This window comes from Deinococcus aestuarii (assembly GCF_018863415.1).
GTDB classification, from domain to species: Bacteria; Deinococcota; Deinococci; order Deinococcales; family Deinococcaceae; genus Deinococcus; species Deinococcus aestuarii.
Map to the genome: position 1 here is coordinate 79,252 of NZ_JAHKSN010000011.1, position 12,223 is coordinate 91,474.

12 protein-coding genes are annotated in these 12,223 nt (G+C 70.5%); 6 read left to right on the top strand and 6 right to left on the bottom strand.

Annotated elements, in window-relative coordinates; genetic code table 11:
- Positions 1–17: 17 nt before the first annotated feature.
- Together IC605_RS14110 and IC605_RS25140 are read right to left on the bottom strand one after the other, a co-directional pair.
- Positions 18–1,739, bottom strand: a complete 1,722-nt coding sequence (locus IC605_RS14110; protein WP_216325352.1) for a PRC-barrel domain-containing protein — start codon at positions 1,737–1,739, stop codon at positions 18–20.
- A 40-nt stretch (positions 1,740–1,779) separates the two neighbouring features.
- Positions 1,780–1,914, bottom strand: coding sequence for a hypothetical protein (locus tag IC605_RS25140; protein ID WP_281416286.1), 135 nt, complete (start codon positions 1,912–1,914; stop codon positions 1,780–1,782).
- A gap of 121 nt (positions 1,915–2,035) precedes the next feature.
- Here IC605_RS25140 and IC605_RS14115 point away from each other — a divergent pair, with 121 nt between their 5' ends.
- From IC605_RS14115 to IC605_RS14125, 3 genes are all read left to right on the top strand, one after another.
- Complete coding sequence (locus IC605_RS14115) at positions 2,036–2,815, top strand: AAA family ATPase (RefSeq protein ID WP_216325355.1); 780 nt, start codon at positions 2,036–2,038, stop codon at positions 2,813–2,815.
- Positions 2,812–3,900 (top strand): enolase C-terminal domain-like protein, encoded by a 1,089-nt coding sequence (locus IC605_RS14120; protein ID WP_216325358.1) that lies wholly within the window; start codon positions 2,812–2,814, stop codon positions 3,898–3,900. The genes IC605_RS14115 and IC605_RS14120 overlap by 4 nt, the downstream gene beginning before the upstream one ends.
- An 87-nt stretch (positions 3,901–3,987) precedes the next feature.
- Positions 3,988–4,263 (top strand): hypothetical protein, encoded by a 276-nt coding sequence (locus tag IC605_RS14125; protein WP_216325361.1) that lies wholly within the window; start codon positions 3,988–3,990, stop codon positions 4,261–4,263.
- 91 nt (positions 4,264–4,354) lie between these two features.
- On the opposite strand, the gene IC605_RS14130 is transcribed toward IC605_RS14125, so the two are convergent.
- Positions 4,355–5,722 (bottom strand): S8 family serine peptidase, encoded by a 1,368-nt coding sequence (locus IC605_RS14130; RefSeq protein ID WP_216325364.1) that lies wholly within the window; start codon positions 5,720–5,722, stop codon positions 4,355–4,357.
- A 164-nt stretch (positions 5,723–5,886) separates the two neighbouring features.
- On the opposite strand from IC605_RS14130, the gene IC605_RS14135 reads away from it, so the two are divergent.
- Both IC605_RS14135 and IC605_RS14140 read left to right on the top strand, forming a co-directional pair.
- On the top strand, positions 5,887–6,009 hold the full coding sequence (locus IC605_RS14135) for a Uma2 family endonuclease (protein WP_216325367.1): 123 nt from the start codon (positions 5,887–5,889) through the stop codon (positions 6,007–6,009).
- A gap of 15 nt (positions 6,010–6,024) precedes the next feature.
- Positions 6,025–6,375, top strand: coding sequence for a Uma2 family endonuclease (locus IC605_RS14140; RefSeq protein WP_281416287.1), 351 nt, complete (start codon positions 6,025–6,027; stop codon positions 6,373–6,375).
- A gap of 94 nt (positions 6,376–6,469) precedes the next feature.
- On the opposite strand, the gene acnA is transcribed toward IC605_RS14140, so the two are convergent.
- Positions 6,470–9,190: an aconitate hydratase AcnA gene (acnA, locus tag IC605_RS14145; RefSeq protein ID WP_216325373.1), complete on the bottom strand. Its 2,721-nt coding sequence runs from the start codon at positions 9,188–9,190 to the stop codon at positions 6,470–6,472.
- 324 nt (positions 9,191–9,514) lie between these two features.
- Between acnA and IC605_RS14150 the strand changes: the two genes are divergently transcribed.
- Positions 9,515–9,859 carry a hypothetical protein gene (locus IC605_RS14150; RefSeq protein WP_216325376.1) on the top strand — a complete coding sequence of 115 codons (345 nt, stop codon included), beginning with the start codon at positions 9,515–9,517 and terminating at the stop codon, positions 9,857–9,859.
- 201 nt (positions 9,860–10,060) lie between these two features.
- Here IC605_RS14150 and IC605_RS14155 read toward each other — a convergent pair whose 3' ends face one another.
- The gene (locus IC605_RS14155) at positions 10,061–11,128 is read right to left on the bottom strand and encodes a type III polyketide synthase (protein WP_216325379.1); all 1,068 of its coding nucleotides are present in this window, start codon (positions 11,126–11,128) and stop codon (positions 10,061–10,063) included.
- 152 nt (positions 11,129–11,280) lie between these two features.
- Positions 11,281–12,174, bottom strand: coding sequence for an aldo/keto reductase (locus IC605_RS14160; protein WP_216325382.1), 894 nt, complete (start codon positions 12,172–12,174; stop codon positions 11,281–11,283).
- Between the last annotated feature and the right edge of the window lie 49 nt (positions 12,175–12,223).

Below are 12,223 nucleotides of genomic sequence, written 5' to 3' on the forward strand. Positions count from 1 at the left end.
CTTCCCTGGCCCGGGGATCAGCGGCCGGAGTTCTGGGGATCGGTGGGGTTCAGGGCGACGGGGGCGTCGTCCTGGCCCTCCAGCGCGGCCACGCCGGTCTCGTGGGGGCGCGCGGCGAGGGGGTCGATCTTGACGGTCTCCTTGCTCACGCTGTCCACCAGGATGTCGAGGACGTTGCCCTCGCGGGCGAGCTGCACGGCCTTGTTGGTGATGATCTCGCCGACGTTGAGGATGATCGTGTCGTCGGGCGCGAGGATCACGCGGTTGACGGGGCGGCCCAGGGCGTCGCGGACCTTTTGCTCGAGCTGCTGCTCCTGGCGCTCCTCGATGGCCTGCCCGGCCTCGTCGCGCTTCTCGCCGAACCACGACTTCGCGCGCTCCAGCAGGTTGCTCGCGCCCTCGCTGACGCTGGCGACGCCGCCCGAGAGGGCCGCTCCCGCCGCCGGAGCCACCGCGCCCACGCGCGAGCCGGTCGTCGCGTTGATCAGGGCCGACTCGACCCCCAGGCTGCGGGCCCGTTCGGCGACCGCCGGGGTCACGATCTGGCCCTGCACGGCGACCAGGCTGCCGCTCGGGGCGCGCACGTCAGTCTTCACGCGACGGCCCACCGTGGCGTCGAGGGGATCGACCTGGGTCTGGGCAGGCTGCGCCTGGGTCCCGGGCTGGGCGGGCTCGCGCGTCCCTTGCAGGCCCGCCTGAAGTGCCCCGCCCGCCGTGACGGCGAGCAGCGCGGGCAGCACCCCGGCCTGCTCGGCACGCTGGACCTGGAACTCGGTCACCGTGTCGCCCCTGTGGACGACGATCTCCTGCACCCCGTCGGCGAGGCTGGCGACCACGTCGGCCGAGGCCGTCTTGCCCACGATGAACTCGCGCTGGCGCTCGACGGACGCACCGCGCAGGTCCTCGACGGTGCCCTGCACCCGCTCCTTGGCGGTGTCGTACGCCCCGGAGAGCGCCCCGCCCGTCACCCCGGTCAGGAGGGCGGTGAGCTTGCCCGCCGCGTCGGCCCGCTCGACCTGCTCGTGGGTGATGGTCTCCCCCTGGCGGACGAGCACCGTGCCGTCGTCGAGGGTGAGGTCCGAGCCCGCCGTCTTGCCGACCAGAAACTCCTTCTGGCGCTCCTTGGTGGCCTCGGCGATGTTGCCGTAGCTCTCCTTGACGCTCTCGGCGACATTCTGGTAGGCGCCGCTGACGCTCTGGGCCGCGCTCTGGTAGGCGCCCTTCAGGCCGCCCGCCTCCTGCTCCTGCATCGAGGCCGCCACGCTGATGGGCACGATGGCGGCGTCCTCGCCGATCTGCACGTGCTCGGGCGCGGGCACGAAGGTCCGGCCGCTGGAGAGGTCGCTGAAGATGCCGCCCGTCGCCTCGTACCCCTCGACCCGGCCCGAGCGCTCGTCGAAGAACACGTCGGCGATCTTGCCGAGATTCTGGCCGTCGGTCGTGAGCAGCGTCATCCCGACGAGGCTGACCTTGGAGTCGAGCACGTCGGCGAGGCGCCCGTCCTCACGGGTGGTCGTCACCGAGTGCGCGCTGTCCACCATGATGGCGTCTTCCCCGATGGAGCGGATCGCCTCGAAGGGCACCACCTTCGCCGCACGGAAAAAGCCGCCCTCATCGACGAGGATGCCGAGCACCTGGTTGGCCTGATGGTCGAACACCAGATCGCGCGCCGTTTCCAGCCGCTCCCCGCTGTCGATGGCGATCACGGGACGGCCGAGCAGTTCTTTACCTTTGATCATGGACAAACTCCGTTTCGGGTGAACGCTGGGGAGGTCCGTCTCAGAAGCCGAGGTTCAGGATGCCCTGCGGCTTGAGATACAGGAAATAGGCGAGCAGAAAGAGAACGATCAAGATCAGGATAATCAGGACGGCGGTTCTGCCGCCGCCGCCACCGGTTCCTTGCAGTCGGGCCATGGGTCAATCCTCCGAGCAAAAGTCTAGAAACGCCGCCCCCACAATGTGATTTTCGGGGCTCACCCCGGGTTGACTGAACCTTACGCCAGCCTTAAGGCATCCCGGCGCCTACACTCCGCCCATGAGCGTTCCCGCCCGCCCGCTGCCCCACCTCCGGGCCGCCCCGCCCCGCCCCCCGCACGAGCGGCTCCTCGCCGAGCTGCCCCTGACCGTCCTCGTGGGGGTCACGGGGGTAGGCAAGAGCACCGCGCTCGCCGCCCTCGGGGAGGCCAACCCGGGGCTGCGGGTCCTGCCCGACCGCCGCATGGTCACCGACCACGCGGTGATCGCTCCGCTGGCGGGCGGCCCCGTGAGCGACCGCGCCGAGCGGTTTCGCCTCACCGCCCTGTACCGCGAGCGGCACCCGGGCGGGATGGCGCACGCGCTGGGGACGCTGAGCGCCGACACCCGGCACTGGGGGGAGCGGCCCCTCTTCGACGGGCTGCGCGGGCTGGAGGAGGTGAGGCACGCCGCCGAGCACTTTCCCCGCTGGCGGTTCGTGGCCCTCGTCGCCCCCGACGTGGTGCGGGTGCGCCGCCTGCTGGGCCGCGCGGATTCCTTCGACCGGGCAGCGGGGGGGGAGGCGGGGAAAGACCTGCGCGCCGACCTCGCCACCCTGCCCGGCGCGGCGGCGGTCTTCACGCCCGCCGAGCTGGACGGCCTCGCCGCGCTGGTGGCGGAGGGTCACTCCCCGGCCGACCTCCTCGCCCGGGTGCGGATCGTGGTGACCGAGAGAGCGCACTACGACCCGGACGCGGCGAGCGCCTTCCTGGGGACATTGCCGCCCTCGCGGGCCCTCGTTCTGGACACCGTGGCCCTCTCCCCGGCGCAGGTCGCGCAGGCGGTTCGGAGCTGGGCGTGAGTGCCCCCGCCGTCGCCCGGGTGGAGGGCCTCGCCTACCGCCTGCCCCTGAAAGGCACCCTCGCCTGGGGGGCGCACAGCCAGCTCAGCGCCGCCGAACACGTCCTCGTCCGCGTGACGCTGGAGGACGGCACGGTAGGCGTGGCGGAGGCCACCCCGCGCCCCACGATCTACGGGGAGACCCCGCAGAGCGTGCTCGCCATCTTGCGCCTGCTCGAACCCGCGCTCCGGGGGCTGGGCATCGACGACGAGGAGGCCCTGAACCGGGTGCGAAACAGCGTGGCGAACAACCACACGGCGCGCGGGGCCCTCGACATGGCCCTGTGGGAGGCGCGGGCGCGGGCGCGGGGGGAGAGCCTCTTCGACACCCTGCTCGGCCCGAACCGCCGGGTGCGGGTGAGCTTTATCCTGGGCATCGCCCCCCCCGCCGGGATGCTCGCCGAGGCGGAGCGCGTGGTGAACGCGGGGGTGCGCTGCCTGAAGGTGAAGGTGGGCCGTGACCACGCCCGCGACCTCGCCGTGATCGGGGAGCTGCGCCGCGCCTTCGGGGACGCGGTGGAGCTGTACGCCGACAGCAACGAGACGCTGACCCCGGAGACGGCCCCTGCCGCCCTCGCCGCTATGCGCGACGCGGGCCTGACGTGCGTGGAGGAACCGCTCCCCGTCCGCGAGGTGAAGGCCCGGGCCGATCTCCACGCGCGGGCGCCTCTCCCCATCGTCGCCGACGACAGTTGCTTCACGCCCGCCGACCTCGCGCGGGAACTGGAGTTGGGCACCTTCGACATCCTGAACGTCAAGACCGCCCGCAACGGCTTCACCGACGGCCTCGCCATGCTGCGGGCGGCGGCCCGGCACGGCAAACGCGGCATGGTGGGCTCGCAGGCGAGCACCGGCCTGGGCACCCTGCACGCCGCCCTGCTCTCGACCCGGGCCGAGGTCACCGAGCCCTGCGAGCTGAGCTTCGTCCTCAAGCTGCAAGACGACCTGCTGAACCTCCCAGTCACCTTCCGCGAGGGGTGGCTCGACGTGCCCGCCCTGCGTGACCATGCCCTCGACCCCGCGCAGCTCCAGCACTACCGGGTCTGAGGCCGGGCTGTCAGAGTTCTGTGAGGAAAAGTGGTGACCTAGACGGGGACAGCTCGCCTTTTTCGCCGAGTTCGGTCAAGATGAGGCATGGGTCAAGACATCCTTAACGCGCTCGTTCTGCCCCTCCTGTTCAGCATGGGGGGTGGCGTTTACGCCTACCTGCGCTTTCCGGACCGCCGCCCGCGCGTGCTCGTGACCCTGATCCTGTTTCAGCTCGTGGGGGCCTGCGGGCACGTGATGGAGCCGGGCACGGCGCTGTTCGGGCTGCTCGTGCTGCACGGCCTCGTCGTCTTCGCGCTGCTCCTCCACGGCCTGCAAACGCCGCACAAGGACCTCGCGCCCGAGCGGGTACGGCGCGAGTAGCGGGAGCGGGCGGTCGTCACGACAGGCGAGGCGGTGGGCGCGGGCTCCGGGCCGGTCCACCGCCTCGCCTGTTGGGCCCTCCCCTCCCGACCTAGCGCAGGGCGGCGCTGATGGCGGCCTGCGCGTCAAGCAGGGGCAGGCCCCCCGACGAGTTCGCGCTGTTGATCAGGAGCGCGCGCGTCTGCGGGGCGGTGAGGTCCGGGTTCGCTGCGCGCACCAGGGCCGCCACGCCGCTGACGAGGGGCGCGGCGTCGCTCGTGCCCGCGCTGCGGGCGTAGGCGCTGCCGGGCGAGAGGACGAGCAGGTCCTGGTCGGGGGAGGCGCCCGGGCAAAAGCCGTCCGCCGCGCCACCCGGGGCCACGAGGTCGAGTTTGCGGCCCTGGGAGGCGGTGGGCCGCTCGCTGTAGCACGCCAGGGTCCGGTCGCTCGCCCCGACCGCTCCCACCGCGATCACGTTCGGGTTGCTCGCCGGGTAGTACACGCCCTGGTACCCCCCCACGCTCTCGGTGTTGCCCGCCGCCGCGACCAGCACGGCCGTCTTGGCCGCGTTGTTCAGCGCCGTGTCCAGCACCTGATCCCCCGGGTTCCCGGGCGTGCCCAGGCTCAGGTTGATGACCCTGGCCCCCTGCGCCACGGCGTAGTCGAGCCCCTGCGCGATGGCGCTCGTCGAGCCCCCCGCGCTGCCCAGCACCTTGACGGGCAGCAGGGTGCGTCCGCTCCAGGTGACGCCCGCCAGGCCCACGCCGTTGTTCGTGGCCGCGCCGATCAGCCCCGCGCTCGCCGTGCCGTGCCCGATCAGGTCCACGGTGGCGGAGCTCTCCCCGCTCACGAAACTCCGGCCCCCCAGAAGCCGCCCGTTGAGGTCGCGGTGACCGCCGTCTGCCCCCGTGTCGAGCACCGCCGTCAGCGCCCCCTCCGGCGTCTTCCCGCACCCGCCCAGCACGTCCCAGGCTCCCTCCGCCCGGATGCGGGTCAGGTAGGTCTGGGAGGCGTTCGTGAAACCGAGTTCGACTCCGCCGTTTCCGGGGTAGCCGGGATCGTTGGGCGTGGCGAGAGACCGGTAGAGGAAGTCCGGCTGCACGCGCACTCCCGCCGCCGCCAGCCGCCCGGCGAAGGCCCGGTCCGTCTCGCCCGCCGGGGTGAGGGCCAGGCTCAGGCCCGCCGTCACCCGCTGGGTCCGCACGGTGGAGAGGAGACCCAGGCCCTGCGCGCCCAGGGTCCCGTCCTGGCCCACGACAAGCACCCGGCCCGGCACATGGGGCGCCGTCCAGTCGGGGGCGGGCGCGGTCGTCGGGAGAACGCTGGCCGCCGCCACGCCCACCGGGCGGGTCGTCCCGACCGGCACCGTCTGGGCGCACACGTCGGTCCCGCCCCCATCCACCGGCGGGTCCCCCGACCCCCCACAGGACGCGAGAGCCACGGCGACGGTCAGGGCCAGCAGGGGCAGGGCGGGTTTCATCCGTCCGTGATAGCCCATTTCCCTGACGCCAGGCTGAGGGCCAGGAGACAGAGCACTCACGTCACGCGGGGAGAATCGGCGCCACGCACCATAGCCGCCTGAGCGACCCGGCCCTGCGCAAGATCAGCGAGGAGGAATACCTCCGCACCGAGGAGACGAGCCCGGTGAGGCGCGAGTACGTGGACGGCTTCGTCTATGCCCACGCGGGGGCGAGCCTGCCGCACAACCGCATCGCCGCCAACCTCGGGCGCGTGTTGCTGAATGCCACACGCGGCGGCCCCTGCTGATCCTACGCCAACGACATGAAGGTCCGCGTGACCAGAATGGGCCAGCTCAGCTCCTCCTCCCCCGATTTCGTCGTGGTCTGCGAACCGCACGAGGACCTCCGGCAGGCCGAGACCCGCCCCGGCCTGATCGTCGAAATCCTGAGCCAGTCCACCCGGCAGGTGGACATGACCTATAAGGCGCACGACTACCTCAGCCTGCCCAGCCTGCAAGGCCACCTGCTGGTGGACAGCGAGGAACGGGCCGCAGAACTCTACCGGCGCACCCCGAACGGGTGGCAGGTCGAGACGGTGGAAGGCAGCGTGCGCCTGCCCTGCCTGGACGTGGAGCTGAGGTTGGATGAGGTGTACGAGGGGGTGGAGCTGTAGCGATACGCCCAGAGCCCAAGGCGCGTTTCACCATCTCGAACAAGAAGGGGCAGCCCCACCCACGGGCCTGCCCCTCTTCCCGACGTTGCCCGGCTTACGCCTGCGCGCCCGCCTCCTGCCCGCTGCGAGCCAGAATCCCGCGCAGCACAGTCTGGAGGATGCCGCCGTTCTTGTAGTAGTCGATCTCGACCGGCGTGTCGATGCGGCACTGGACGGTGATGTCGCGGCTCACGCCGTCCTTCGTCACCCGCAGGGTCACGTCCTGGCGGGGCTTGAGGTCGGGCGGCAGGATCACGTCGAAGGTCTCGTCCCCGTTGATGCCCAGCGAGTCGGCGGTCTCGCCGTTCTTGTACTGGAGGGGCAGCACACCCATGCCGACGAGGTTGGAGCGGTGGATGCGCTCGAACGACTCGGCGATGACGGCCTTCACGCCCAGCAGGAAGGTGCCCTTGGCGGCCCAGTCACGGCTGGAGCCCATGCCGTAGTCCTTGCCCGCGAAGACGACGAGCGGGATGTTCTGCGCCTTGTAGTTCACCGAGGCGTCGTAGATCGACGTGACCTGCCCGGTCGTGAAGTCGGTCGTGAAGCCGCCCTCGGTGCCGGGCGCGAGCTGGTTCTTGAGGCGGATGTTGGCGAAGGTCCCGCGCGTCATGATGCGGTCGTTGCCGCGCCGCGAGCCGTAGGAGTTGAAGTCCTTCGGGGCGATGCCACGCTCTTGCAGGTACCTGCCCGCTGGGGTATCCGACTTGAAGGAGCCCGCCGGGCTGATGTGGTCGGTCGTCACCGAGTCGCCCACCTTCACGAGCGCCCGCGCGCCCTCGATGGAGCTGACCGTCTCGCTCGGCCCGCTTCCCAGCGTCTCGAAGAAGGGCGGGTTCTGGATGTAGGTGGACTCGGGGTTCCAGTCGTACAGGTCGCCGCCCGTCACGGGAATAGCGTTCCACTGGGCGTTGCTCTGCTCGATGCCGTCGTACACCCGCTTGAACATCTCGGCGTTGATCGCCTGGTCCATGATCTGCTGGATTTCGGCGTTCGAGGGCCACAGGTCGCGCAGGTACACGGGCTGCCCGTCGCTGTCCGTGGCAAGGGGCTCGTTGATGATGTCGTTCACCACCGTCCCGGCGAGGGCGTAGGCCACGACGAGGGGCGGCGAGGCGAGGTAGTTCGCGCGGATGTGCGGGTTCACGCGGCCCTCGAAGTTGCGGTTGCCGGAGAGGACCGACGCGACCACGAGGTCGCCCTCCTGGATCGCCTGCACGACGGGCTCGGGCAGCGGGCCCGAGTTGCCGATGCAGGTCATGCAGCCGTAACCGACGGTGTTGAAGCCGATCTGGTCGAGGTACTCCTGCAACCCCGAGGTCTCCAGGTACTCGGTCACGACGCGCGAGCCGGGGGCGAGGCTGGTCTTGACCCACGCCTTGGGCTTGAGGCCGCGCTCCACCGCCTTCTTGGCGACGAGGCCCGCCGCGATCAGGACGCTGGGGTTGCTCGTGTTCGTGCAGGAGGTGATCGACGCCAGCGTCACCGCGCCCTGGCCGATCTTGATGTCGGTGCCGCCGATGGTGCCCTGGGCGTCCAGCTTGTCGCCGCTCAGCTCGAAGCCGCGCTGCTTGATGGGGGCGGTCAGCGCCTCGTTGAACACCGTGTGCATGTCGCTGAGGTTCACGCGGTCCTGGGGACGCTTGGGGCCCGCGAGGCTCGGCACGATGGTCGAGAGGTCGAGTTCGATGGTGTCGGTGAAGACGGGATCGGGCGTCTCGTCGGTGCGGAACAGGCCCTGGGCCTTGTAGTACTGCTCGACGAGTTCGATCTCGTCCTCCAGGCGGCCCGTGCGGCGCAGGTAGCGCAGCGCCTCGTCGTCCACTGGGAAAAAGCCCATCGTGGCGCCGTACTCGGGGGCCATGTTGGCGATGGTCGCCCGGTCGGGCAGGGTCATGTTGCTCAGGCCCGCCCCGTAGAACTCGACGAACTTGCCCACCACGCCCTTCTCGCGCAGCATCTGGGTCACGCGCAGGGCGAGGTCGGTGGCGGTCGCGCCCTCGGGCAGCGCCCCCGTGAGCTTGAAGCCGATGACTTCCGGCATCAGCATGTAGATGGGCTGGCCCAGCATCACGGCCTCGGCCTCGATGCCGCCCACGCCCCAGCCCACGATCCCGAGGCCGTTGATCATGGTGGTGTGCGAGTCGGTGCCCACCAGCGAGTCGGGGTACACGACCGCGCCGTCGTCCTCGGGGCGGCTCTGCACACCCTTGGCGAGGTATTCGAGGTTGACCTGGTGGATGATGCCGCTGGCGGGGGGCACGACGCCAAAGTTGTCGAAGGCCTGCTGGCCCCAGCGCAGGAACTCGTAGCGCTCGCGGTTGCGCTCGAACTCCAGCGCCATGTTGTTGGCGAGGGCGAAGTCGGTGCCGAACTCGTCCACCTGCACCGAGTGGTCGATCACGAGGTCCACCGGGATCAGCGGGTTGATCTTCTTGGGGTCACCGCCGAGCGAGACCATCGCCGTGCGCATGGCCGCGAGGTCCACGACGGCGGGCACGCCCGTGAAGTCCTGCAAAATCACGCGGGCGGGCTTGAAGGGAATCTCGACCTCCTCGTTGACGGGCTTCCAGTTCGCCACGGCGTGCACGTCCTCCTCGCGCACGTCGTAGTTGTTGGCCTCGCGCAAGACGCTTTCGAGCAGCACCTTCACCGAGAAGGGCAGCTTGCTCACGTCGTGCCCGAGCTCCTGCAACTTGTCGAGGCGGTAGTAGTAGAGCGGTTGCCCGGCCTTGGTGGTGAGCGTCTCGCGCGCACCGAACAGGTTCATCGCCATCTCTGGTCTCCTCCTTGCCCTCTGGCGGGGCAGCCCACAGGGGTGGGGTTGGTCCCTTCATCATAAGCGAAGGCCCCCTGGGCGCCTCCCGTTACCGTCACAGGCACGCTGTCACCACTTGAAGGACAACATGGGTGCGAGGGATGAGGGGCGCTCCCTCCGGTTCAGCTTGAGCGGCCCTTGACCCTCCGCACGGGGTGGGGAGCGGGCGGGGTACGCTGGGCGAGCTTCACAAGTCAGAGTCCTTTGCCGCATGAGCGCCGACCCTCTGGTTTTGCGCTCGCCACCCAGCCCCTAGACCCCGACCGGGGAAAGGAGACGCAGATGGACGACAGCACGAACGGCAACACGGGCCCAGCGGGAGCGCAGGAGAATGTCGGCCTGCGGGAGGTGACCGACAATCCCAACTGGGACACGGGCGGCGAGAAGAGCACGGGCGACGCGATCCACGACGGCATCTACCAGCACGTCAGCGACGAGAACGCGGCGGCAGGATCGGACACGCCGGTCAACCAGGGCGCCGTGAGCGATGAGCAGCGGCGGCCCAGCGCCCCGGCGGGCGGGATGGAAACCACGTCGCAGAGCTACGGCGGCTACCAGGGGGGCCTGCCCGCGAGCGGCGCCGCCGCCAACCCTGAGAAGACGGTGGACGGGGAAGAGGGAAGCTGAGGCGGGGCCAGGAGAGCGGGGCGGGGTGAGGAGGGAGGCCCTGCCTCGCTCGTGTTTCGGAGTGGCGCCGCTGGCCTCAATGACTTCATTCAGAGGGTCGTCCAGTGGCCCGTGGCGCTCGGCCCGCTCCCCCCTCCCGACCTCTGCAAGCCGCTCTACGAGTTCCCCGCAAGGAGGGAGGAGCTAGACCATCGACGTCTCTCAGATCGGAAATTCAATCAGCACGTGCTCCGCGCTGAAGCCCGGGCCCATCGCGCTCAGGAGGGCCCTGCCCTGGGGACCGCCACGCAGGGTCTCCTCCAGCACGAAGAGGACGGTCACGCTGCTCATGTTGCCGTGGCGGCACAGGACGCGGCGGCTGGCATTCAGGGCGCCCTCGGGAAGGTCCAGCGCGTCCTCGTAGGCGGCGAGGACCTTGACGCCGCCCGGGTGGACCACGAAGGTCTCCACCTCCTCACGCGTCCAGCCGTGGGCGGCGAGGGCTCCAGCGACGTTCCGGGCCATCATCGAGTGGACGAGGGTGGGGATGTCGCGGGAGAAGCGGACCTTGAGGCCGTCGTCCACCACGTCCCAGCCCATGATGTCCTCCGAGTCCTCGATCAGGGTGGAGTAGCCGCCGTGCACGTCCAGCAGCGGGGGCGGACCGGGCACGTCGGGCGCGGTGACGACGAGGGCCGCGCCGCCGTCGGCGAAGAGGGCCGTGCCCACGAAGTTGCTCTTGGACTCGTCGCCCTTCACCAGGGTCAGGCTGCACAGCTCGACCGCCACGTACAGCACGCGCCGGTATCCCGCCCGCACGAGATCGGCGGCCCGCGCGAGCCCCGCCGCTCCCCCCGCACAGCCCAGGCCCCACACGGGCAGGCGCGCGGCGTGGCGGTTGAGGCCCAGCGCCTCGATCAGGGAGGCGTCGAGGCTGGGGGTGCTCAGGCCGCTGGTGTTCACCACGACCACCGCGTCCACGTCGCCCGGGGCGAGTTCGGCCCGCTCCAGCGCCTCGCGGGCCAGCCGCAGGGTCAGGGCGCGGGCCTCCGCGATGAAGACGGCGTTTTTCTCGCCGAAGCCACGCGGCTCCAGGTACCACTCCAGGGGGCGGGAGAGGGCGCGGAACTTGATCTGCGCGTTGTCGAACACGTCGAGCATGTGGGGACGGGCGGCCATGCGGGGGAAGAGGGTGCGCGCCGCCTCGCGGATGTCCGACTGCGGAACGCGGTGGGGTGGCAGCCCGGTGACGAGCGAGCGCAGGGCAGGGAGGGCAGGCATGGTGGGCATTTTCTCGTCTGGATACCGAGGCCCCGCCGTACCAAAAGCACGGTTGTCCCCTCCAGGGGAAGGGAAAACCCCGATCAACGGCTCATCTTCCGTCAGCAGGGGGGGCGGAGGTGGGCACACACGCCCACGCTCCGCCCCCGTACCCGCGCCGCTCAGCGCCGCCGCTTGCTCTCCCACTCCTGACGGCCCACCTCGTCGAGGCTGCGGAAGTCCTCATCGGAGAGGTGCAGTCCGGCGGCGGCCACGTTCTCCTCGAGGTGCTTGACCTTCCCGGTGCCGGGAATCGGGAGCATGACTGGGCTGCGCTTCAAGACCCAGGCGAGCGCGACCTGCGACGGGGTGGCCCCGACCCGGCGGGACACCTCGTCCAGCACACTGCCCTCGCGGGTCAGGCTGCCCGCCGCGAGCGGGTACCAGGGGATGAAGCCGATGCCCTCGCGCCCGCAGTGGTCGAGCACGTCCTCGCTCTTGCGGTTCACGAGGTTGTAGAGGTTCTGCACGGTGGCGACCGGGAAGACCTGGCGGGCCGCCTCGATCTCCTCGACGTTCACCTCGCTCAGGCCCGCGAAGCGGATCACGCCCTCGTCCATCAGCTCTCGGACCGCAGCGAACTGCTCGTCGCGCGGGACCTTGGGGTCGATGCGGTGGAGCTGCCACAGGTCGATGCGCTCGACCCCCAGGCGGCGGCGGGAGATGTGCGCCTGCTGCTTGAGGTACTCCGGGCGACCACACGGAGGCCAGACGTCGGGGCCGGTGCGGGTCAGGCCGCCCTTGGTGGCGATCACCACCGTGTCGTAGGGGTAGAGCGCCTCGCGGATCAGTTCCTCGCTGACCGCCGGGCCGTACGAGTCGGCGGTGTCGATGAAGTTCACGCCCAGGTCGGGGAGGCGGCGCAGGGTGGCGAGGGCCCCCTCGCGGTCGGCGGGGTCGCCCCAGATCCCCTCGCCCGTGACGCGCATGGCCCCGAAACCCAGGCGGTTGACCGTCAGCTCTCCCCCGATGCGGAACGTGCCGCTTTGCGCGGCGTTCGCTTGCAGTGTCGTCATGGTGTTCTCCTCCACCGGGCATTGTGGGGGAAGAGGCGTGAAAAGGCGG

Bases quoted from the DNA above. Each gene is read 5' to 3' on its own strand.
- IC605_RS14130 (WP_216325364.1), bottom strand. From the start codon at position 5,722: ATGAAACCCGCCCTGCCCCTGCTGGCCCTGACCGTCGCCGTGGCTCTC.
- IC605_RS14115 (WP_216325355.1), top strand. From the start codon at position 2,036: ATGAGCGTTCCCGCCCGCCCGCTGCCCCACCTCCGGGCCGCCCCGCCC.
- IC605_RS14150 (WP_216325376.1), top strand. From the start codon at position 9,515: ATGGACGACAGCACGAACGGCAACACGGGCCCAGCGGGAGCGCAGGAG.
- IC605_RS14155 (WP_216325379.1), bottom strand. From the start codon at position 11,128: ATGCCCACCATGCCTGCCCTCCCTGCCCTGCGCTCGCTCGTCACCGGG.
- IC605_RS14125 (WP_216325361.1), top strand. From the start codon at position 3,988: ATGGGTCAAGACATCCTTAACGCGCTCGTTCTGCCCCTCCTGTTCAGC.
- IC605_RS14160 (WP_216325382.1), bottom strand. From the start codon at position 12,174: ATGACGACACTGCAAGCGAACGCCGCGCAAAGCGGCACGTTCCGCATC.
- IC605_RS25140 (WP_281416286.1), bottom strand. From the start codon at position 1,914: ATGGCCCGACTGCAAGGAACCGGTGGCGGCGGCGGCAGAACCGCCGTC.
- acnA (WP_216325373.1), bottom strand. From the start codon at position 9,190: ATGGCGATGAACCTGTTCGGTGCGCGCGAGACGCTCACCACCAAGGCC.
- IC605_RS14140 (WP_281416287.1), top strand. From the start codon at position 6,025: ATGAAGGTCCGCGTGACCAGAATGGGCCAGCTCAGCTCCTCCTCCCCC.
- IC605_RS14110 (WP_216325352.1), bottom strand. From the start codon at position 1,739: ATGATCAAAGGTAAAGAACTGCTCGGCCGTCCCGTGATCGCCATCGAC.